Raw genomic sequence first — 23,355 nt, forward strand, 5'->3', positions numbered from 1 at the left:
CTCAACGGCTAATTTGCCTAAATTTAAAAAATGATTTGCCCTGAGTGACGCAAGAGTTGTCTTGAAAATAGTTGATCATAGATCCTCTTTCGGTTCTCTGATCTCTAGCGGTGTGAATATGTTGAGGGAGAGGCCGCATGGAGCAAAGTGCGGGAGATTATGTGGCGGGCTCTGAATGTTTCTCCAGCGCGCCATAATGGATGAATGTCAGTACCGACAATCTCAGTCCCATCACTGAAGATCGCCTTGACGACGTTCATCGCCCCAAGAGCCTTGAAGCGACCGGTGACTAAATTGCGAAGCTCAACATCGCTAGCGTCAATATCGTCATGCCGATCCAGCTTGATAATCACCGCCAAGCCATCGACATTCAGTTCCGCCAGATGCAGCCACAGCTCATCACCCAGCTCAATCGCCTCCTCCCGAGCCCACGACTCCGGCCGCAGCAGTTCGACTTCAACGCGATTGCCAGTCCTCTGAAACAGGCTGTGTCCCCTGAAGCTTCTATTCGATGCGACTGGTCGAATTGAGGCGACAAACTTAGTCAGATCGGACAGTTAATCCCAAAATCAGTCGTGATGATCTCTCCCGCTAGTGTGTACCACACTGTCGAGAAGGCAAATCTTGACCGTTGAATTCCACTCGCGGTTGTTTCCATTCCTCCAATAGCAACGACCACTCGAAAACAAGGTCCAAAACCGATGTCACGCGACTGACTAATCAATGCTTTTGAAATGACTTCGTAGTCGGTATTTGGCGGAACGGATATGTTGCCAGAATCGAGTTCGAGAAGCCCTTTCGCATCCGTTTCAACCACTCTCCGAATGTCTTCACGGATTTTCGTATTTGGCATCCAAGCGTCAATCTCGGAAAGGTAGTCTGTCGTCGTACTCATTAATGAAGTCCTCCTCGGACAAATTTATCAAAAATCAGGACACCGTTTTCGTCTATATATCCTAGCAGGCGTTGTGCACTGCCACCAATTTTCAATTCGTGGGTGTACTTACCGACGGGAATAGCGAAAATCTTGATCCCGGATTCACCTGTTGGACCAACGACGCCCTTCTGAAGAGCAGCCACGAACTTGTTGAAGTCTGCTTTGCCGACCAACCCCTGCAATTCGTTGAAGAGGTCGTGTTTGATCCATGCGTGATTGAAAATTTGCCCCCTCGCTGCAGAACCGATTCCAGGATTCAAGTATCCACCCTTTGGGGCGTTGACTCGAGGAGGATTCTTCCCGGCGGACAACCCATCCTCAATAATACCTAGCGGCTTGGGTTTTGTCGCTCCCTGCTTGGCAAGATTACCTAGAGCGTTGCCTACCTTGGGACCGGGGATGAACAGGCCGGCTATGAATCCAAACCAACCGCCCCAGAAAGAACCAGCACCATTCGGATTGTTGGACGCCGTTGTAGCCCGTAAGGCTTCCCATCAAATCCCGTGTGGTCGATCCCGTGGGCGCCACTTTGTCATCGACCTCTGCCGCGAATTCGAGCCCATCATCTACCAAGTCACCTGAATGCCCATCGGCGAACTTCGCGACTCCCAGCACCGCATCGTTAAGAGTGGGAGGATCGGGAAAATCATGCTTGTGGAATCCAACTTGGAATTCCCCCGCCTACAAATGGTACCACCTCAAAATGGCTGGGGCACAGCGCGAAGCGACACGCGAAACTCGGTTGATAGGTTTACACCGCCAGAGATGGGAGTGACGCAAGAGTTGTCTTGAAAACAGTTGATCACAGATTCTCTTGCGGTTCTCTGATCTCTAGCGGTGTGAATATGTTAATGGAGAGGGCCGCATAGGGACACAGTACGGGAGATTATGTGGGGGGCTCTGAATGTTTCTCCAGCGCTCCAGAATGGGTGAATTTCGGTACCAACAATCTCGGTCCCATCACTGAAGATCGCCGTGACGACATTCATCGCCCCAAGCGTCTTGAAGCGACCCGTGACTAGATTGCCAAGCCATATGCGGGAACCTGGAGTGAGCGCCGATCAGAGCGAAAGACGGACGCAATTTGCGCGTTCCGATAATGAGTATGCTTGCGTGAGCGGGCACCAATAATCAAACGCTTTCAGCGTAGTGGGTAAACTCGATCGCTCGTAAAGAGCTCTGACCGTACTGCGGCAGATTTCTCCTGGCGGGATTCCACTTGACGAGCGTCCACCAGCACGCCTCCACTGACGACTGCCGAAACAGACCGACGTTGGAACTTTTTCGTAGCCACAATCGAATCAATGGTGCCCAGCGGCTGTCTTGCGGACTCCGTGTTGTCCCAAGTCGCTAGTGTCATGAACGCTTTTTCCGGGTCAGACTGGGCATTGCGGCGAATCATTTCCAGGACCACGGACAAATCCAAGATATGCCGCAACCGTCCATAGAACGCATATCGCTGCTGTAGGTCACCGAAGTTGTCAGTAAAGCTTTTCGCAAACTCGTCGGCCGCAGGATCGCGATCCGCTTGCGCAAATCGCTGGCCGTTGGCCTGCATCCATTCGGCTTGAGATTGGACACAAACCGTGGATCGATCCAAAGCGTAATCCAAACATCCCAGCGCGGAGGCATCGAGCTGTGCAATAGGCTGCTGTGCTAATGCAAACCACCAACGGACCATCGTACTGTTCTTGTTCGCGGATAACTTCGACATGGCTTGCCAATAGGTTGTCACGCCATGGTCTTCTCCGGCCAACTCTAATCCGACTCGCTTCATGTGCTCGTCGGCTACCAGCAATGCAACGCCGGTGGAACAGCCGTCAGGCAGATTGATCAAGCTTAACTTTTGAGGGCCGACCGCTGCTCCCAGTTGCTGCGCGAACACGTCTGGCTTGGTTTGCAGCAGCTTCATCGATTCTGGCTTCGAAATCAATTCGCTAGCTCGAGCTAAGCCCTCTTGCGCTGGATCGATGGTGCAGCCGAAAGGTCGTCCTGTGCTGAAAATAGTGGGTGCAATCGTCAGCAAGTCTTCTAATAAAATCGGCGGTAGATGCGTCGCATGGCTGACCAGTTCGCCTTGCTCGTTTAGCTCGAATCCACCCGCTGGACCGCCGAGGTACCATTGTCGCTGCGCGGCATCCCAATGTAGATAGTCGATGCGCGATAGCCCACCCAGAAGAAGTCCGGCAGGCTGCTTGAGTTGAGCTTGCAAGCGAGCATTACCAAGCATGCGGTCGATCTCGTTGAGTGAAATCCAACGCAGCTCCACGGGTTCTTGCAGTTCTCCCAGCGTTTGCGCAAGTTTGGCAGCCGTCGTTGCGTGCGGTGAGAAACGTTTGGCCGCCTCCGCATCCGCCGAACGTCGATGCATCATGCCTTGGGCGTCGACCCACACACCACTTGGGAATTGATTGATCGTGTCATCGGTGTCCCAATCGCCGGGGATGGTATTTTGAATCAAGTCCATCAACGTCTGGAAGTCGGCCATCGCGCCACCACCTGCGGCTTGTGCACCAGGATTCGAATTGGTGGAGCTTGTGAGCGTGTTTTGCAAATCTGCTGCAACGTTGGCCGATGATTGGCCGAAAACCCTAGGCGGGGCAAGCAAACTGCAAAGAGTGAGAAGTGCTACTGCCAGCCGAATCGAACATTGCGAAAGAAAATCGGACATGATCTACGCCTGATAAGAGTTCTCGAATCGTTGGTCGCTTCGCCAAGCTTTGTCATCTGCAACTTAGTATCGCAAACGCAAGCCGAGGTTTCGGAAGCAACTTCCAAGTCCTCGATTATAGCGAATTGACTTGGCGAGAAATCGCTCGGGGGCGTTTTTGGTGAAATTGTATCGGCAGATTGAGGCAGGCTTGGTTGGCTGGCAGCAGGAATTTGCAGATCAACCCAGACCAAATGATGGTCGCTGAAGTCCAGTAATTCTTGGAAATCCTTCGGTAAATCCGATGCCTTTGGCCAGAATACGCCGCTGTCACTTGCCTCCAGAGTGCGACTTGCAATGACGTAATCGATGCGCAAGTTACCCACGGAGCGATCATTGAAGTCTCCTGTGTCGTACTTTGGGTTGCCAGTGTGCGATGGGTTCTTTCCTCCTTGCAATTCCGCCGCTTCGACAGCCCCAAGACTTTCCGGCGCGTACGTTGAATTCACCGACGGTGATTCCAGCAACAAGCGAATGCCTTCATGTATGCCATCACCGTCGTTGGGATCGGCATTCAAATCTCCGGCAATCACGAAATGGCTTCCCGCTGGCAGCCCCCCCCGCACTCCAAGGTCGTCGACAATGTAATTGCTGTCGAATTCCGGACAGGCGTAATCGCGAAACAAGCGAATCTCGTCATGGTTACGCTTACCATTGCGATCTTCGGGGCCATCGAACACCGGCGGCGTGGGGTGCAGAACCAGAAAATGCACCGAAGTGCCCCCGATTAGAATTGGCACATCGAAATGGCTTTTTGAACTGAGCCGCAATTGCTCCCAGATCCCTGCTGGATAAAACGGTTCTCCGTCGGGCTTGATCGGCACCAGCGCTCCCGGCATTTGGCTCCAACGAAACATCTGAAACGTGCGTATGTTCGCGACGTCGATAGGATACCGACTGATGACCAACATCCCATATTGGCCTGGATGAGTTCCAAAGCCCCACGCATCGTTGGGCGTACCGATTTGGCCGTTGCCATCCAAGTCTAACCCAGAGTCAACGCCTGTGTTGACCGAAGAAGAGTAGTGGTATGTCCAGGGTTGCAGTTTGCTGTCCTGCGAGAGATGATGATTGAGATAGTTATTCAGAAAAAGTTCGGCTGATTTACCACCGTCGTAATCAAACTCGTTAAGCAAAATCACATCGGGATTCACCGTGTGAATGATCGTCGCTATCGCAGTTGCATGCTGGCTGCCCGCTTCGAGTTCCGCAGCCAATTCGCCAGTGGCGTTTCTGAAAAGAGAAGCGTTGAAGGTCGCGAAGCGAATTGCATCACGACCAGTTTGTGGAACTTGCCAAGATTCCATTGCAGTCGTCTCCGCCCTACTGGCTGAGGCCAAGAATAAAGTGGAAACAACGACCATGATTCGCAGCATGTGAAGCCTACTCCGCTGAGTGTCCTTGGGCATATTCGCTTACGTCGACGTTTCCATCCAAGCTGGCGAGAAATGCAACCAGGTCGCGCAATTCACGAGGAGTCATCGACTTCATAAGATCGCTGGGCATCGAAGACAAGCCTTCTTTTTGACCGACGACTTCATCTTGGTCGACTTTGATGATCATCCCATTGGCGTCCATCAACTCCAAGTAGTCGTCGTTTTCTGATCGAAGGATGCCAGAGTAAATCTTCCCTTCTTCAGTTTGCACGATGATGGTCTTAAAATTTTCCGCAATTTTGGCATTGGGAGCGACGACGGATTCAAGTAGATATCGCGTGTCTTTCTCTTTACCAATTTTGCTTAAGATGGGTCCGACTTCTCCGCCCACATCGTTGATCTTGTGGCAGCGCAAGCAGGACAAGCTGGTCTTTTCAAAGAACACTTTCTTACCGGCTTTGGCATCGCCGCCCAGTTCGCTGTCGGCATAGAAGGCGACAGGGTCGGATTCTTGTAAAGCGGCAACATTGTCCGTCAGTTGGCGGACCTTGTCGCGAAGGGGGCCGCGGCGAATGCTGGCTGCGGCTTCCAAGACGTTAAGTCGCACTTCGCGGGGCAGTTTGTCGGCGGCGTAGTCCTCCAAGCCTTTTTCGATCAGTCCGCGGGCTTCGTCGAGTCGGATTTTGGCGAGTGTGTCCCAGGCGTTTTGTCGCTCAAACATCACTTCGCTGTTGATCGCTTTGGCGAGCAGTGGCACAGAGCGGGCTGGTTCCGCGGTCGCCAGTTGCCGGACCGCTTCAATCCGCAGATTCGGGTCTTCGGTAGAGACCAGCTTGTCAATAAGTTCAGCCGCATCGCTAACGTTCGATTTGAGCAAACCTCGCAAGGCGATGACTCGCATTTCCGTTGAAGCGGTCGCATCGTCGAGAATGGAGCGGAAGCGAGCTTCTACCGATTTGAAGCCGTATCCGGAAGCGACCGTCAAGATAGCTTCGCTGACTTTGGGAGATGCGGTTGCTAGCTGATCAAACTTCGATTCGGTAGCTTGTATTGCTGGGTCAGCCGAACGATCGGGCAGTGGATCAAATCGATTCATGACCCAATCGGTGACACCCGGTGTTGACCATTTGCCCAGCATATTGATGGCTTCAACAAGGGCTACTTCAGGCAAATCCGTTCGAGCGGCAATCGATACGATGCGATCGGCAGCTTCTTGACTGCCCAAGCGATAGTTCGCATTCAAGACTCGTCGTACCAACGCTGCATCGGCATTGGCAGCAAGCTCCAGTGTCGCCAAGCGAGGCATGTGACGTCGCAACATCTCATGGTCGTGGATGGCGCGGGCCGCTTCCAGTACCACGCGTGGCGATGCATCGTTCAAGAAGTTCAACACCCGAGCATCATGGCGTTTGCGCAGTGCAACGACTGCCGCCAGCCGGACGTATTCCGAGTCATGCTGAGTCAAGTTCGCGACACGCAACAAATCGGATTGTCCAGCGAGAGCCATAATGCCTGCGTGACGGACGATTGGGTCGTTATCCGCATTTGCATTAAGCAACATGCACACGACGTCGACACAATCTGTCAAGCCAAGTCGACCGGCAGCCAAGGCGGCTGCCACCGCGACGCGTGGAGCTTGGCTGGCGATCGCCGCGTTGATCGTTGGTCCAATGGTGCGGTCCCTTGACTCGGCCAGCGAGTTCAAAGCAGCAACGGCAACTTCCGCATCGCTGTCAGCGGTTAGCTTCAGCAAAATATCCTTGATTGTTTCTGGGTAAGCTTCCTTGCGAGCGATCTGCCATAGTCCCCAAACCGCGTGCAGACGTGCAAGCTGACTCGCATCTTGGGCTTGAGCAATATTAATAAGCTCCTTTTCTGCATAACGCGTCGCAAGTTCGAATTGAGCTTCCATACGCAGACGACGATCGGCATGAGATAGTAAGTCGACGAGTGCATCAGAGCCAAGTTGCGTGAAGTCCGTAGCCAGCAGTCGCCGAACTTCGGACGCTTGTTCGCTGGCTGCATACTCCGCATTATAGAACCGATAGATGCGCCCTTTGCCTTCACCGTTCCAGCCGTTGACCCAGTCGGACACATACAACGAACCGTCGGGGCCATAGTCGACGTCGGTGGCCAGCATCGTCCAGATCGGTTGGCTGTCCTCTTTGATCTTAAAGAACGCTCCATCGGCTTCGTTGCGAATCAGGCGGATACCGCTATTGGAAGGCTGCCCACGGAAGTCGACCAGCAAGAATGCATCGCGGAATTCATCGGTCATACCTGTGCCGGGGTCAAAGGTCAGTCCGCTGGGGCCATCGGCAAAATTGGCAATAGGCGGAACAATGTACGCAGGAGTTACGTCTTTGTTATATGGATACCATATCTGTTCGCGATTGAAGGGGCCGCGGTCGGTGAGATACTGATAAATCATGCGCCAGCCGGAATCGCCACCGGGAACGACATACACCCAGCGTGCCTTATCGCCGCTGTCGCTGTTGTTATCGCCAGTGAACAAGTTACCGTAGTTGTCGAACGCAAGTTCTTGTGGATTACGAAGGCCTGTCGCAACGACTTCGAGATTGCTGCCATCCAGTTCGCAACGGAAGACCGCTCCGCTTTCTGGGTCAGCCAATGTTCCGTTGGGTGTCTCAATGTGGTAGCCACGATCGCCGATCGAAAAGTAAAGCCTTCCATCGGGGCCAAGGATCAATCCATGCATGTCGTGTCCACGGAAGGCAACGCGGACGCCGTAACCATAGGACATTGATTCGCGTCGATCAGAGACTCCGTCACCATCTTCGTCGGTTAACTGCCACAGATTCGGAATGTTGGTGTAGTACGCTGTGTTGCCTCGCACCAAAACGCCAGCCCCCGTGCCCTCTTCCAATTGATTGAATCGGGAAGCAAACACCACCGACTCATCGGCCTTGCCATCTTGGTCTTTGTCGATCAACACGCGAATGCGATCATCGTACTTCATAAAGTTGTTCGCACCGTTGCCCAACAATCGCTTGTGGTATTCGATGCGGTCCGAAACGGTTCGAGCCGCCAGATCTGCATGCAGCCAAGTTTCGTCGTGTCCTCGATTGTCGGTGACACCATTGTTCTGTCGAAAAGTTTCGCAAACGAAAACGCGACCGCGGTTATCGATATAAAACGATACAGGATTCGCGACGTCGGGTTCCGCCGCGAAGACATCACATTGGATGTCCGCAGGCTTTTTGAAAGTGCTGATTTGATCTACAGCATCGCGCGAGGCCGGGGAGACCACTGGTTCCTGAGGCAATGGGTGCTGAGCGACAGGTTCAACGGCCGGCAGATTCGACGACCATGCGATCGTTAACGCCAACCCTGTTGCGGTGGCACGGCGACCAAACAGCCAGTTGCGGGCAGAATTCAAACAGAATCTCATTGAAATATTGGGAGTGAGGGAATGCGGAGGGTATGAAGGCCTGCTGTATTTGCCTTGGTTTTCACAGTTCAGTGTAGTTTGTAACCGAGTAAACGCCAATCGCTTTCACCGCTCACCGCCACCTCTACCAGATTGAGGCTTTCTGACGCATTGGACGGGCGAGCCATGCCAGTTTGCAAGGACTTTTGGGATTTCCGTAGTGACTTTCCTGGCTTTTTGGCTAAAACGGTAAGCATTCCTGGTCCGCTGGAGCATATGCATTGATCGTTTGCACGCAGACCCTTCATCCACCTCCGACGCCCGAGTAGGTCACAACGGCTTCATTGAGGAAACCAATATGCAACTGCCGGTTCTTTCTACCACAGATCCATCAACCCAAGGCGTTACCGACAAAGGTAACATCGTTTCTCGTTATCTGGATAACTTGGGATGTTCCACCAACAAGCAACCTCGCAACGAAATGCTGCGAGATGGACGCTTGCCCACCGGGCCGGTAACCAATCAATGGTTGCCGATGAGCATGAAGGAAGCGAAGCAAAGAGGTTGGGACGAAGTCGACATTGTGCTGGTCACTGGCGATGCCTACATCGATCATCCCAGTTTTGCGATGGCGATCTTGGGACGTGTGCTAGAGGCTGCGGGTTATCGCGTCGGAATTGTGTCGCAGCCGAACTGGCATAATTGCGACGCTTGGAAAACCTTTGGTCGGCCACGTTTGTTCTTTGCCATCAGCGCCGGCAATATGGACTCGATGATCAATCACTATACTGCCAATCGCAAGGTGCGTAACGACGACGCATACTCACCTGGTGGCAAGATTGGACTGCGGCCAGACCGCGCGACGTTAGCTTATTGCCAACGCGCACGCGAAGCGTTCAAAGGCGTACCGGTAATCGCTGGCGGCGTGGAAGCTTCGCTGCGACGATTAGCACATTACGACTACTGGTCCGACAAAGTGCGCAAAAGCATTCTGCTGGACAGTAAAGCGGACCTAGTCGGCTTCGGAATGGGTGAAAATGCAATCGTTGAGATTGCGCGTCGCTTGGAAGCTGGCGAGACCGTGAAGGACTTGCGCGATATGCGAGGCGTGGCGTATGCACTGGGGGCGTCCGAGACGCCGCCGGAGGATGTCATTGAGTTGCCCAGCTATGAAGATGTTGTCGCCGACAAGCTTGCTTTTGCAGAAGCCACTCGGGTCATCCATCACGAGACCAACCCGCTGAACGCTCGACGGCTGATGCAACGTCACGGAACGCAAGTCATCGTCTGCAATGCGCCTCAGCTACCTATCAGCGAAGAGGCGATGGATCGGATCTACGCATTGCCGTACACACGACGGCCGCATCCGAGTTATACCGAACCCATTCCAGCGTATAACATGATTCGTAACTCTGTGACGATTATGCGAGGTTGTTTTGGTGGTTGTACATTCTGTTCGATTACAGCTCACCAAGGCCGCATCATACAATCGCGCAGCAAGCAATCAGTGCTCAATGAGCTGAACAATATGACCAAGGACCCGGACTTCAAGGGTACCGTCAGCGATATTGGTGGGCCGACCGCCAACATGTATCAAATGCGTTGCACCAAGCCTGAAGTCGAAGCGGTCTGTCGTCGTCAATCTTGTGTGCATCCAAAGATCTGCAAGTTGCTGGGCACCGACCACGGCCCAGTTATCGAACTGATGAAGCAGTCGCGAGAACAACCTGGAATTAAAAAGGTGTTGGTCGCCAGCGGCATTCGGATGGACCTCGCTCGACGAAGCCCTGAATACATCGCGGAACTCACGGCGCACCATGTCGGCGGCCATTTGAAAGTGGCTCCAGAGCATGTTGATCCAGATGTCTTGATGAAGATGCGAAAACCGTCCAATGATGACTTTGAATTCTTCACCGAGCAATTCAAGTCGGAAAGCAAGAAAGCTGGTAAGAAACAGTTCTTGATCCCTTACTACATCGCGTCGCATCCAGGTAGCGACGTCGATTCGATGATTGAGCTGGCGTTGTTCTTGAAGCGAAATGGATACAAGCCAGATCAAGTCCAAGACTTTATTCCGGCTCCGCTAGACGTCGCGACTTGCATGTACTACACCGGTATCGACCCTTTTACCAAGAAGCCGGTCTTTATTGCTAAGAACATGCGAGATCGCAAGATGCAGCGAGCTTTGATGCAGTTTTTCAAACCGGAGAATTACTTCGAGGTTCGCGAAGCGTTGCTATCGGTCGGACGTGGCGATTTGATCGGCGATGGCTGCGATAGCTTGATCCCTTCCAAGCCGCCGAAAGAAGCGTTGCAACGCCGACGCCAGGATGCCAACGATCGATTCAAAGGCAATTACGTGCATCAAATTCCTAAGCCAGATGCACAGCCTAAATCCCGAGCTCAACGGGACAACGCGCCCGGAGTGGGCTATCGCCCGCGTCGTCGCAAGTGATTGAGGATCGCAAATCTTTTGTAACTAGCCGCTTACTCCGCATACTCGTTTAACCGTTAGCCGTAGGCGTACGAGTCTACATGCGTCTTAGGAACTCGATCGCTTGTTTACATGCGAACGTAGGATCAGCGTGGCCTTGACCATCGACGGTATAAGGAATCCGCTCGCGGGAGTCCTCCAGTGTGCCCACGATTTGAGGCAGATCGACGATACCCTGGCCCAATGGAACGCGTGTGCCTTGCCCGACGCGAGATCGATCGGGCACGGTGTCGTTGGCATAAACCAACCGCACTTGGTTCACGCACTGCGCTAGGTCTTCGGTCGTGAATCCAGCGGCGATCAAGTTTGCGGGATTGAGTGCGATGAAGACCGAGTCCTCGGGCAACGTCTTGAGGAAATTGCTGAGCGTCAAGAGCGATTGAGCGCCTGTTTCGCAGGCCAGGAAGCAACCATAATGGTACGAGTGTTTGCCGATGTCCGTCAGCACCTCACGCAAAACTGCATTATCTTCCTCATCTGGCTTAATCGTTCCAACCGAGTTAACCAGCACATTGCAGCCCAGCTCGACGGCCATCTTCATCGCGTCCTTGGTGGCTGATACGCGACGGTCTAGTTCTTCTACGCTGTCGTAGCCGCGACGAGTTGCAAAACGCACCGATTTAATCGTCAAATCTAGATCACTCAACATTTTCCGCAATTGACGCACGGCGCTGGTCGACATATCCGAAGGCCGGATGTCGTTTCTGGCGTCGATTTCAATTCCGTCGACGTGCATCGAAGCGGCCGTTTGTAATGCTTGTTTGAAAGTTTGCTTGAGCCCCGCAATTGCGATCGATATCGATGTACCACTCACTGAAGTTCTCTTTGTTCGTATAATTCCAGCCAAGCGATAACTTAAGGGCAACTATGATTCGATGCTGCCAAATTGCTGATTGCAACGTTCATCGCTTTCTTCGAAGCGTCATTCTAACGTGCCTTGGCCTAGCGTCCATTGTCATTAACCATTTGGCATTCGCGGAAGATTCGCCGATAGCAGCGCAGCCCGCGGCGGTCCCAGCGGTGGAATCGCTTGCTGCCACGTCGCCGGTAGTCGGTGATGTTTCGCAGGTTGCGATTGTTCATTCCAGTAACTTTGGCCCCGACGAAGACGCCAACGGCGATGGTTGGCCGGATGCTTGGCGCCGCATCTTTGATCGTGAGCATCCGAAATATATCGCGATTCGTACAGAGAATCGCAATCAATTGGAGCTAGAGGAGCTTCAACAGACGCGGCGTTCGCTGGCGCAATGGATGCTAGCCTTCGACCAGGGACGTCGTCCTGGCGATGTAGTGCCAGAGCAGATTCCAGCGCGACTGGATAAGCTGCTTGAAATGACCATCATGGACCGCTGTTTGCAAGTTCGGATGAATGGCGGCGCAGCCGCAATTGAAAGCGCTGAATTCCCAATTGACCGCCGTTTTCGCTATCGAGTGACAGCAGAAATGAAGTGTGTCGAGCTCAATGATTTTCAGGCCCAGTTGAGCCTAGTTGGCTTGGACGCCAAAAAGAACGAGGCAGTGTTGAGTAGTTCGGTCAAGCTGACGGGGACACGCGATTGGACGACCGTCCATCTGCCGAATATCGCAATTCCCGACGAGCGTATGCAGACTGCTAAACTTCGATTGGAAATCAATCCTTCCAGTTTCAAAGCATTGAACGGCACGTTGATGTTTGACTCGGTTCGTGTCGAGCGTCGACCAAAGCTTTCCGTGGTCATCGATCCGCCGACTCAGATTGTGCGAGCTGGCAGCAGCGTTTTTGCGCAGTGCGAAGTGACCGGTCTGGATAGCCCTGACTCCAAAGTACAATTCGTCATACGCGACGTTGACCGCCAGGTAACTTATAAAACCGAAAGCGCGGTTTTAACTAAGAAACATGCTAACGAACTTGAGTCTGCTTCGTCAGGCGGTGCGGCGCGTTTTATCGGTACCTGTAGGCAAGAGTTGCTGTTCCAAGAGCCCGGATTTTTTGAACTGGTAGTCAGTCTAGATGAGTCTCGCAAACAGGACTTCCAGCAGACACTTTCCATCGCGGTGTTGCCAAAAGATGAGCTGGTGGTCGCTGGCCATAATCCACGCTTTGGCATCAGTGTTGAAAATGCAGGCCGCGATCTAAAATGGCGTGACGCGATCCGTATTGCCAATGAACTGTCGGTCGGTAACCTTAAGGTTCCAGTCTGGCTGGACACCAGCACAAGCGAAGAATTGACGCAACTGGCCTGGGCCTTGGATATGATGAACAGCCAGCAGATCCATCCGATTGCTGTGTTAGATAAACCACCAGCAACGCAAATGGGGAGATTTCCTGGCGACAGCGGTTCGTCGCTAGTCAATGCCTTGGATATGCCCGCTGTGTGGCAGCCGATGCTGGACCCTATCCTGCAACGAATCACTTTGCACGTGCAAGATTTCCAATTGGGCTGGGACACCGACATCAGTCCGTTGCATGACAGCAAACTGCCCTCGATCTTGCAGAGCTTTCGTACGAAACTTAACTCGTACGAACCGGAAGCCAAAGTCATATTGGCTTGCAATATTACTGCCAAAGATGTGAGCAAAGAGTCCAAGTTTATCAACCGCTATCAACTGTTCGCTCAGCCTGGTCTAACGGGTGCCGAAATCGAGAACTACAGTCTCGCTTTGGAAAAGGTAGTTGCCACACGCTGGCTTTCTTTGGCGGCCTTGGACGATTCGAAGTACAGTCGTGAGTCGGTGCTGCTGGACCTGACGCAGCAAATGCTTGCCGTAACCAAGTCGAAGTTTCCGATTGGTTTCTTTACTCGCACTCGTTCAAAAGCCATCTTTGATGAGCAAGGCCGACCAGGCTCGCTGTACTTACCCATTCGAAATTTGTCTAACTGGCTACGCGAGACAACCGCTCATGAGAACATCCAGATCTCTCCGAGTCAGACGGCCGTTTTGTTAGACCAAGGAACACGAAGCGATCTTCTATTGCTGCCGGGCGAGGGTCCTTATAAACCGACTCGTTTTTGGCTAGGAAGAGACTTGCAGGCTGTGGATATTTGGGGGCGACGTTTTGAGTTGGCTGTGGACCCGAACGTGACAGGCAAGCCAATCATTCTCCCAGATAATGCGTGGCCGATCCTGATCCGAGATGTGAGTGAAAGTCTGATTCGCTGGCAGTCTGCAGTCGAGCTGGCCTTCGAGGATCTTGTCATGACAACGACCTCTACCGTCAAACTGGAAGTGGAAGTCAATAACCCTGGAAGCGTGAGAGCTATGGGCAGTGTGCGCTTGCTGGCCCCTCAGCTATTGCGAGAACAAGAGGTGGATCTACGCGTGGATGTCGGTCCGCTAGAAAAGAAAACCTTTGGTGCTGATATTCTTATGCGATCGGATGTCGCGGAAGGGGAAACACCGGTTCGTTTGTTTGTGCAAATGGACTCCGATGCGGATCTTGTATTCGAACTGGAGCGGTCCGTTCACGTGGGCTTGCCTGGCATTCGAATTTCATCCAAGTCCATGTTTACGGCATTGGACGATCTGATTATCGATGTGACATTAGAAAATCAAACCGGCAAGCCAACGTCATTTGACATGATGCTGTTCCTGCCCGGACGCCCTCGCGAAAGAGCTCAGATGATCCGTGTGAAGGATACTCAAGTTCGCCGTATCGTCGTTCCGAAGGCGGCCGATCTGCGCGGGCAGACACTGCGACTGGGGTGCGAAGAAGTTGGCACCGGTCGAACAATTAATCATCTGATCCGAATCGAATTCTAGTTTGTGACCAATGAAGTAATCGCTTCATGCATCGATACCACTTCCTGGGTCGATCATTGTGCCAAAAGCGGGCCGGGCGGCATGTTCAAAAAGAAGCGAACGGACTCGACTAAAGCGTTGGTGTTCTCTTTCCAAAGCACTTCCGTCGTCGTTTTGTGACGCAGGTCTTTGATTTGACAAGCGCCGCGTGCAAGTTCATCCGAGCCCGCAATCAACGCGATGGGAAACGCTCGCGAGTCTGCATACTTCAGTTGCTGGCCAAGCTTCTTGGGTTCAGGATAAAGTTCGACGTTAAAACCTGCCGCTCGCAAGATTGTGGCCAGTGTCAGATAGTCGGCTAGTCTATCAGGATCAAAGTAAGCAATAAATACCGTCTGGTTTTGCATCTGATCGCTCAAGACGCCCAATTGCTCGATGGCTGCAAGCAATCGATCCAGACCTAAGGAACCACCTATCCCAGGCAGATGCTGTTTGGTGTACATACCCGCTAAATTATCGTAGCGTCCGCCACTGCAGACACTGCCGATGGATGGCAAATCGCTGAGAACTGTTTCAAAGACAATGCCGGTGTAGTAGTCCAAACCGCGAGCGATGCGAGTATCGATCACAATACTTGCCGCGCTGTCTTGATCGGCCGTCACCGCGCCTACGATCGCTCGCAAACGTTCAATGCCTGCAGCGGCTTCCGCTTGTGAACCCAGTTCGCGTTGCAAGCGATCCAGTATCTCTTCGTTGCTGCCTTTTGCTTTGGCCAACGTCAGTACCGAATCAATCTGAGTCGGTTGCAAGTTTGCTTGTTGACTGAGTTCTTCAACGACTACTGCTTCTCCTAGCTTCTCATACTTATCGAGCGCCCTTAAGACCGCAGTCGACTTGTCCACCGCCCCAATGCTTTGCAGCAAGCCCGCTAGCACTTGACGACTGTTGATTCGGATTTGAAACGCGGGTAAGCCCAACGCCAGCAGCAGGTCGCGTGCAACACAGATCGTTTCGATATCGGACACGACACTTTGAGTGCCAATGGTATCGAAGTCACACTGCGTGAACTCGCGATAACGTCCCGCTTGTGTGTTTTCACCGCGCCAAACAGGAGCAATTTGATAACGCTTGAACGGAAAGCCGATGGTGGCCGCATGCTGGGCAACAAATCTTGCCAAAGGTACCGTCAAATCAAAGCGCAGCCCGACATGGCGATCACCATGTTCAAAGTGATACATCTGGCGATCGGTTTCGTCGGACCCCTTGCCGGTAAGGATCTCAAAGTATTCTAGGGCTGGCGTATCGATCGGTACAAAACCGTAACTGCGATAAACCCGGCGAGCCGTCTCCATCATCCACTCGCGACGAGTCATTACCGGTGGAAGATAATCGCGGAAGCCTTTAAGAGTGCGGGGTTGGATCAATGCGTTGGACATGTATCAATTGCAAAGCGGGACAAGCAAAATAAGAGGGCTGCCCTAAAGCGAGCCAACGGAGGTTATTTGAAGCCACATCCCCCCGATGGAAAAGGGGGCAACTGGAAAAGTAACCCGTCGGTTTTTGAGTTAAGCAGCCGCAATTGGACCTTGCTGTACCGCTAGATCACCGCTGTACCGCTAGATCACCAGTGCTCGCATCGATGGATGCACCCGCGGCTTCACTTCATGCTCGGCAGCAATGCTAATTTCCATGGTTACCGACCACTTACCGTCGCAATCTCCGCGAACCCACCAATGCGGCATGACGCACACAGACTGATGGACCGTTTCAAATCCTGACTCGCTCTGGCTGACGGTTCCGATCGGAAAAGCCCACAACGATGTTGGGCGGTTGATTGCGATCTGCACCGATACGCCCAGCCACTGGTCGATCAAACCAAGATGCTGCGTGTCATGCAGGTCCAAGCGGTTACCGAAATGGCCTAAATTCGCTCCGATATAGTCGAAGAAAAATCGATCACCTGCTCCGGCAGGCAAGCCAGCCCAGTTCCATTCCGATGCAAAATGCAAGTCCTCGTTTTGCGGCAGGCCTTCCAATTGATACGTGACCTGCATCGTGTCACTGCCGGCGGCCATCATCAGCGATTTGGTAATGGTCAGCGGAATGCCCCACGCATTTCCATCGCGTTTCATGACCAATTGGATATGCCGCGGCGCGCGTCGAATCTTCGCTTCATAAGGGCTGCTGGCGAAGTCACCACGTTCTACAGCCCGACATTCAGCCACGGCGTCCAAGGTGATTTCATTGTCCCAGAAATGATCGATCAAGCTCTTTCTAGGTGAGGTGTCATACTGCAAGAGTTTGTTCAAGCCATCTTGTTTAAAGACCACTCGATCGTGAATACTAGCGGCATCTTGATGGTGATTGGTCGCACCAGCCAAGATCTTCTTGTGATAACTCTCTGGGCGTCGCTGCATGGTGGCCAGCAAGTTGTGCTGAACTTGGCGAACATCTAGCTCATATAACATCCCACCGCGGAACGGTGCGACATAAGCAACTTGATGTTCGTTCGCTATGCGAACCTCTGGGTATAGATCCTTATCGTAATCCTCGGTGGTGGCATAAACGTAGTGCCCCGTGTTTCCTTGGACTTGCTCGAGCAAATTGTCAGCGGCAATGAACTCTCGATACGTTGCGTTGCGCAAATGCGGCAAGTAGATTCCACCAAAAGCGCCATGCCAGTAGGGACAGTTGCATTGGCCGCGGTAGAGATGGTCTTCGATTTGACGCAGCAACGCGGAATCGCTACCGGTCTTGATTACTCGATCCAGAGCGCGACTGACCTCCATCATACGACAATACATCTCGTTGGCTTCGCTATACTTCACTCGGAAGTTCCGCCAAATTCCGGCCCGTACGAATCGCGATAATACAGGCCAACGCGAATCATGTTCTAGCTCATGCGTAATTTCGTCGTACGCGATGTGCTGATCGACAGGCAATGCCCACTCCGTCATCTCGCGGTAAGAACAATCAGGCAAGAAGGCACGGCCAACAGGCGGCGACTGCCGGATAATTTCACTTGGGCCGCAAGTGATCAGCCAATCGCTGTTCTCCGTCAATTGATCAAAGAAACGCCGCAGCCAACCTTGCTCATAAACGTGAGCTTTCGTGTTAGGCCAAGTCCCGAACTTCTCTCCGTCGTCGCCGAAAACCAAGCTGCCACCGGGATGCTGCCTGGCAAACTCGCGACAGAACTCAATGGTGTCTTGAGGAGCCGCAAAGGGGATCAGATATCGCAGTTGTTCACTGCCCGGAAATACACGCAGCACATGACCATCATCTTCCGTAAAGTAATAATTGGTCAACTGCTCAGGTCGAAAACCAGCACAACGAAAATGGTAGTCGTCTACAATCGTGTAATGCATGCCCGCGGGCACGATATCGCGAATCAATTGGCTTTCCCAAACCCGCTCCGGCATCCACATGCCCAGCACTTTTGTATCCAGACGATCTCGCAGCCAGTTCGTATATTTTTGTATCTGACCAATGCGATCGCGACTGGGCAACATCGTCAGTATCGGTTCATAGAACGGGCCGCCCAGGATTTCGATTCGATTGGCCGCGACCAACGCGCGCAAGCGGTCGAGGTAATCGGGATGCCTGTCCGCCAACCAGAGCATCAACGGCCCGCTGGTATGCAAGCCAATTTTGATCCGTTCGTAGGGCTCAAAGACCTCTAAGAACGGCAAGTAGCTATCTTGGTAAGCTTGTTCGATAACAGAATCGAAATTGCCGATAGGTTGGTGGTTGTGAAGCACCAAAGAAAGTCGAACAATCGAGCTCATAGCCCCGGGATCCATCTAGAAGGCGAGTGAAGTTTGCGATTGCTCGCAGTTGAGACATTTTGCTGTCTCAATGCAAGCTCGATGTTCCAATTCCTTAGCATTTCTGCCGGAACTTTTGGTATTGCTTGCAATACTTTGCTTCTTAGGTGTCACTTCTTTTAGATGCCACGCAACTGAGTGACTCTCCTGCGTCAGTCGTCAGCTCGTTTGGCGAACAGCCTATCCCAAAACCCGAGAAGCAGAATGGGCTTCCAGCACGTTGAGGGTTTTTGGATAGACTCTAAATGAAACTGCAAGGATTTTGTTGAACCGCGCGGACATCGCCCGGCGTTTGTTATACCTGCGGCAGCAACGCAGCCCGCTAGGCACGCGGTTAAACGACGTTTATCCCAGTTCGTCTCCGAATTAAGCGCAAAGCTGTGTAAATGCCAAGTGCACAGAAGCAGGTTAACTCCGGTGACCTTACTGGTTTAACTTCCAAATTGCAAAGTTCAACGCGGTGGCGTACGTTACCCACAGCAAATAGGGGCTAAGTAACCACGCGGCTGGCTTGGAAAGTCGCCAAAAGCAAACCATCGTTAATGCAATCGCGATCCATAACGCGATGATCTCGACCAACGCCCAGCCGATTTGATGCCAGCCAAAAAAGATAATCGACCAAAGTGTGTTCAAAATTAGCTGAATTGCAAACATAGCGACCGCCAACCCGAATCCTCGCTTGGATCGGTCTTGTCGGATCACTAGCCATAAGGAAACACCCATCAAGACATACAATATGGTCCAGACGGGGCCGAATAACCAATTGGGTGGCGTCCACGTGGGCTTGTCAAGCGTTGGGTACCAACTGCGCACACTGGGTATTGTAAAGTAGCTGCCGATGAACCCAGCGGCGAGACAAACAACCACGCAAAGAATGAGTTGCAGTACGCTTTTTGTGATCGGAGTGCTGTGGTTCATGGTCACGCTATGTCTGGTAAGTTGCGGCCGTTCGAGTAAGTTGCTGATCTAGGGATCAAATCTCAGTACATTCGGATGCACGTCGAACAAGTTTTTATTGAGTATACAGCAGTGGTGCAGAAAATTGCAGATTGGCAATTGCCTCCAGGTGTTTCGCGGGCAACTTGGGACTATGTCAACGACCATAAGATCGCATCGGAATATGACCAGTTTCATGCAACCCATGGCTTGTTGGACTATGATCGGCAAGTGGTTAACGCAGAAGTCGATCGCTTAAGTGATCGCAAGCCAGCAACGGTGCTTGACTTGGGTTGTGGCACTGGGCGGTCGCTGACTTATGCCCATGCACAAGGCCATCGTACTATTGGCGTAGACTTGAGTGCCGAGATGCTGCGGTGTGCGAACGAAAAACTGTTGGCCCAATGCCGCAACGAAATCGATCAACAACGGATCGTATGGCTGCAAGCGAACATGGTGGAACTCGACGCGCTCGAAACAGCCTCGGTTGATTTGGCGCTATGCCTGTACAGTTCTCTGGGCATGGTACGTGGTCAGGTTCATCGCATTCAATGCTTGCAGCACGTTCGGCGTGTTTTGCGTCCTGGCGGTAGGTTGGTAGTGCATGTCCATAATCGTCAGAATTGGTGGCTGACAGCGATGGGGCGACGTTTGGTCTGGAATGATCTTTGGCAATCGATAGTAAACGCAAGGACCCATGAACGCGGGGATCGCTTTTACAGTTACCGCAATTTGCCGTCGATGTTCTTGCATATCTTTACTCACAACGAGCTTCGGAAGCTACTCGTGCAGTGTGATTTTCAGGTTGAGCATTGGATCTATCTAGACCAAAGCTCGACCCAACCGCTTTCCAAAGCATGGTTCTTGCCGCGGTTTCGCAGCGCAGGATTTTTAGTAACTGCGGTCGCTGGTTAGCTGGTGGAAGTATCGAAATTCATTGGCAATATCATCGACCAAGCTAGCCTGTCGGAACTGGCTGGGTAATACCGACCAAGCATAAGTTTCGATCTCAAAGTGGCCAGTAAAATGGTCCTCTAGATCAGCGGCTGTGCACAGCTTTTTATACTCCACAGGTTCTGCCGCAATCCCGTTGGAGATCGGCGTGGAGGGGACGGTTCGCAGGCCTTCCCACATGTCTGCAATGTCCTTTTGCGTGGTGGTCAGCCAACCAAACTTTTCGACATGAATGGGGACATGAAAGTGAATCGTCCAGTTACCGACTAAACGTTTGGGGTCTTTCACTTCCGAGACCAGTTGGCTAAGGTCTTCGACAAATCGTACTGATCCAACGGGACCAGTGCGCATCGTTGTCTGATGCAGATAGCGATCTTCTGCAAATGAGCTGACTTGTTGAAATGCTTGGACTCGCTGTTCTGGCTGCATCGTATCCCAATCCACTTTAATGGCAGAGGAGACTTGTACCTTTCCGATTCGAATGCCACATTCGCGGTACGCTTGGATTTGCAACCGTTGGTCTTCTCGCATAACCGCAGCGTGGCAGACATCGTGGCATACGGTCAGATACTGTCGATGCAATTCCTGATGATGGTCGTCTAGCAGGTACTTCATGAAGAACGCCCGTGTGCTGGAACTATCGCCCAGGATACAGCCGGGTTCCGGTTCAACCGCGAGGATGATACGACGACCTGTTTGTTGATAGATCTGATCCAGTCGCATGGCCAGTTGATGCAGTTGCTGGGCTGCTGCGGCTAGTTGCTGGCTCATGTTGCCGGACGTTGGCCAGCCAATAGGCAGCGTCGAGATGGAACCGACCGCGCCTTCGGGCAAAAGGCAAGCCATCGTCTCTGCTAATCGAGTCGTGTAGTCTAATCGAGAATTGTCAAGCCAAGTGGGGAGGTAGACAGCGTGCTTGACTACGGCTTGATGGAAGTTGTGTTGCGGAAAGCCATTGAAGGTAAATGGCTGCAATTGCAATTGGTTTAACATGTTCGACAAGTCATTCAGCTTTTGAGAATCCTGAAGTTCTTGCACGACAGGTTCCGAGAGCCACAATCCTAGCCCAAGCGGCGATTGCGACGCTAGCGTGCCGTCGGAAACCAAATTGGCGCGGACGGCCGCAGCATATTGTTGAAGATTTGCGAGCACCGAGTCGAGTGTTGTGGCCGGATGCACGTTCATGCAATAACCGAGCTGGTGGGATTCTGGAAGCATCGTGGGGTCGCCGGGAATCAAATTTTTTTTGAGGAGAAACAAAGGGAAATTGGGGGTTAGCCGCAGCAGTGTCGGTCGTCAAGTCTCGCGTCGGAAATTGCCTGTGCTAAGATACCACGCTCGTTCTAAATCACCATCCGGGTGTCGAGTTGTACAAGGCACCTGGAGTCGTTGCAGTGTGGTGGCCGAAGTTTCGTTTTTCTATTTACTTCCCCCATGGAGGGCAGGATGGAGTCAAAAAGTAATCCAAAGTTCCGTCGTCGACGTGATGATGCGAAAAATGAAGCAGCCCCAATTCTGGATCGAGCGCCCCCGGTAGATATTACGGCCGAGATGGCGGTTTTGGGTAGTGCTTTGCTTAATCCTGATGTGATTAACGAATTGACACTGGTGCTCAAGACGGAGGATTTTTTTGATGACGCGCATCGAAAATTGTACGATCACATGCAGGAGATGTACAACCAGGGGAAAAAGATCGACGTCACACTGCTGGTGTCGCGTTTGAGGGACGCTGGCGAGTTTGAGCTGATCGGGGGGGCGGCTTATCTTGGTAAATTAGCGAGTTCTGTTTCCAATTCAGCGCATGCGGTCTACTACGGTGAGATCGTTCGCGACAAAGCCACCGTTCGTAGGCTGATTGAGGCCTCTTCGACGATTCTGCGCGACGCTTACGAGGATGGTGTCGATCCGCGTGAATTGATGTCCCAAGCGGAACAACGTATTTTTCAGATCCAAGATGACCGTAGTGCAAACTCCGCAGCGATCATCAGCGATGTTCTGAAAGCGGCTATGGCGCGGCTTAACGCACGTATTCGCGGCGAGCAACTTGCCGATGGTGTACTGACGCACTTCGTGGATTTCGATAACATGACCGGTGGCTTGCACGCCGGTGAACTGGTAATTCTGGCCGCGCGACCTAGTATGGGAAAAACGGCCTTCGCGATGAACATCGCAGAACAAGTTGCAATGCAAGAACGCGCTCCAGTGCTTTTTGTATCGCTGGAAATGTCGTCGATCGAATTAGCAGACCGTCTGCTCTGCTCCGTTGCACGCGTGAACGGTTCGCGATTGAAGAATGGCACCATCGGTTCTGACGAACGTCAACGCTTGCTACAAAGTGCTTCCCTGCTCAGCCAAAGCCCGTTGTATGTCGATGACGCTCCCACAAGAACCGTCAGCGAGGTGGCAGCGGTCGCTCGACGAATCACGCAAAACGAAACCAAGAAACCCAATGGCCGCAAGCTGGGACTGATCGTCATCGATTATTTACAGTTGCTGGACCCAGATAATCCAAAAGACCCGCGTCAGGAACAGGTCGCCAAAATTGCACGACGGCTAAAGATGCTAGCCAGAGAGCTTCAAGTCCCTGTGTTGTGTCTAGCGCAGTTAAATCGACAAGCAGAAGAAGGGAAAGACCATCGGCCAAAGCTCAGCCACCTGCGTGAATCGGGAGCGATTGAACAGGATGCCGACGTGGTCATGTTCGTGCACCGCGAAGATTACTACGCACGTGGCGAGGAAGCAGACGCATTGCGGGGAAATGCGGAAATCATTATTGCAAAGCAACGAAATGGACCCGTGGGTGACGTGCAATTACTTTGGGAACGCGACTTTACTCGGTTCTCCAACAAAGCGTCGGACCAATACAACGATTTTGCCGACAATGCTTTTGTGCAAAGTGACTTCTCCACCCCCGGCGGTATCAAGTAACTTGCCCTGTGGAACTTAGGCTTTGGGGGATGAAGTTACTGACCAGCAATGGTATCATGTGAAAGTTACTGTCGAGTACGGT

Annotated in this window: 14 protein-coding genes; 4 read left to right on the forward strand and 10 right to left on the reverse strand. The window is 52.4% G+C overall.

Annotation, left to right across the window (positions count from 1 at the left end; genetic code table 11):
* Nucleotides 1-544: 544 nt before the first annotated feature.
* From SH302x_RS24675 to SH302x_RS24695, 5 genes are all read right to left on the reverse strand, one after another.
* Nucleotides 545-895 carry a hypothetical protein gene (locus SH302x_RS24675; protein ID WP_479365592.1) on the reverse strand — a complete coding sequence of 117 codons (351 nt, stop codon included), beginning with the start codon at nt 893-895 and terminating at the stop codon, nt 545-547.
* Entirely contained in the window at nt 895-1,197 is a 303-nt protein-coding gene (locus SH302x_RS24680; protein ID WP_479365593.1) for a hypothetical protein, read from the reverse strand. The genes SH302x_RS24675 and SH302x_RS24680 overlap by 1 nt, the downstream gene beginning before the upstream one ends.
* A gap of 881 nt (nt 1,198-2,078) precedes the next feature.
* The gene (locus SH302x_RS24685; protein WP_479365595.1) at nt 2,079-3,608 is read right to left on the reverse strand and encodes a DUF1598 domain-containing protein; all 1,530 of its coding nucleotides are present in this window, start codon (nt 3,606-3,608) and stop codon (nt 2,079-2,081) included.
* Nucleotides 3,566-4,954: an endonuclease/exonuclease/phosphatase family protein gene (locus SH302x_RS24690; RefSeq protein WP_479365597.1), complete on the reverse strand. Its 1,389-nt coding sequence runs from the start codon at nt 4,952-4,954 to the stop codon at nt 3,566-3,568. The genes SH302x_RS24685 and SH302x_RS24690 overlap by 43 nt, the downstream gene beginning before the upstream one ends.
* A gap of 76 nt (nt 4,955-5,030) precedes the next feature.
* Nucleotides 5,031-8,435, reverse strand: a complete 3,405-nt coding sequence (locus SH302x_RS24695) for a PVC-type heme-binding CxxCH protein (RefSeq protein ID WP_479365599.1) — start codon at nt 8,433-8,435, stop codon at nt 5,031-5,033.
* Between the two features lie 337 nt (nt 8,436-8,772).
* Here SH302x_RS24695 and SH302x_RS24700 point away from each other — a divergent pair, with 337 nt between their 5' ends.
* The gene (locus SH302x_RS24700) at nt 8,773-10,869 is read left to right on the forward strand and encodes a YgiQ family radical SAM protein (RefSeq protein WP_479365600.1); all 2,097 of its coding nucleotides are present in this window, start codon (nt 8,773-8,775) and stop codon (nt 10,867-10,869) included.
* 76 nt (nt 10,870-10,945) lie between these two features.
* Here the strand turns inward: SH302x_RS24700 and SH302x_RS24705 are convergent, their stop codons facing one another.
* Nucleotides 10,946-11,722 (reverse strand): sugar phosphate isomerase/epimerase family protein, encoded by a 777-nt coding sequence (locus SH302x_RS24705; RefSeq protein WP_479365602.1) that lies wholly within the window; start codon nt 11,720-11,722, stop codon nt 10,946-10,948.
* Nucleotides 11,723-11,775: 53 nt separating this feature from the next.
* On the opposite strand from SH302x_RS24705, the gene SH302x_RS24710 reads away from it, so the two are divergent.
* Complete coding sequence (locus SH302x_RS24710; protein WP_479365604.1) at nt 11,776-14,649, forward strand: hypothetical protein; 2,874 nt, start codon at nt 11,776-11,778, stop codon at nt 14,647-14,649.
* A gap of 53 nt (nt 14,650-14,702) precedes the next feature.
* On the opposite strand, the gene hisS is transcribed toward SH302x_RS24710, so the two are convergent.
* The 3 genes from hisS to SH302x_RS24725 all read right to left on the reverse strand — a co-directional run bounded on the left by hisS (nt 14,703) and on the right by SH302x_RS24725 (nt 19,373).
* Nucleotides 14,703-16,052 carry a histidine--tRNA ligase gene (hisS, locus tag SH302x_RS24715; protein ID WP_479369314.1) on the reverse strand — a complete coding sequence of 450 codons (1,350 nt, stop codon included), beginning with the start codon at nt 16,050-16,052 and terminating at the stop codon, nt 14,703-14,705.
* A 192-nt stretch (nt 16,053-16,244) separates the two neighbouring features.
* Nucleotides 16,245-18,416, reverse strand: a complete 2,172-nt coding sequence (locus tag SH302x_RS24720; protein ID WP_479365605.1) for an alpha-amylase/4-alpha-glucanotransferase domain-containing protein — start codon at nt 18,414-18,416, stop codon at nt 16,245-16,247.
* Between the two features lie 462 nt (nt 18,417-18,878).
* The gene (locus SH302x_RS24725) at nt 18,879-19,373 is read right to left on the reverse strand and encodes a TspO/MBR family protein (protein WP_479365606.1); all 495 of its coding nucleotides are present in this window, start codon (nt 19,371-19,373) and stop codon (nt 18,879-18,881) included.
* Between the two features lie 75 nt (nt 19,374-19,448).
* On the opposite strand from SH302x_RS24725, the gene SH302x_RS24730 reads away from it, so the two are divergent.
* On the forward strand, nt 19,449-20,306 hold the full coding sequence (locus SH302x_RS24730; protein WP_479365607.1) for a class I SAM-dependent methyltransferase: 858 nt from the start codon (nt 19,449-19,451) through the stop codon (nt 20,304-20,306).
* Here the strand turns inward: SH302x_RS24730 and eboE are convergent.
* Nucleotides 20,283-21,530 (reverse strand): metabolite traffic protein EboE, encoded by a 1,248-nt coding sequence (eboE, locus tag SH302x_RS24735; RefSeq protein WP_479365608.1) that lies wholly within the window; start codon nt 21,528-21,530, stop codon nt 20,283-20,285. The two genes, SH302x_RS24730 and eboE, sit on opposite strands and share 24 nt — an antisense overlap.
* Before the next feature lie 261 nt (nt 21,531-21,791).
* Between eboE and dnaB the strand changes: the two genes are divergently transcribed.
* Nucleotides 21,792-23,273, forward strand: a complete 1,482-nt coding sequence (gene dnaB / locus SH302x_RS24740) for a replicative DNA helicase (RefSeq protein WP_479365610.1) — start codon at nt 21,792-21,794, stop codon at nt 23,271-23,273.
* Nucleotides 23,274-23,355: the final 82 nt, after the last annotated feature.

The organism is Njordella calcicola, from assembly GCF_056494125.1.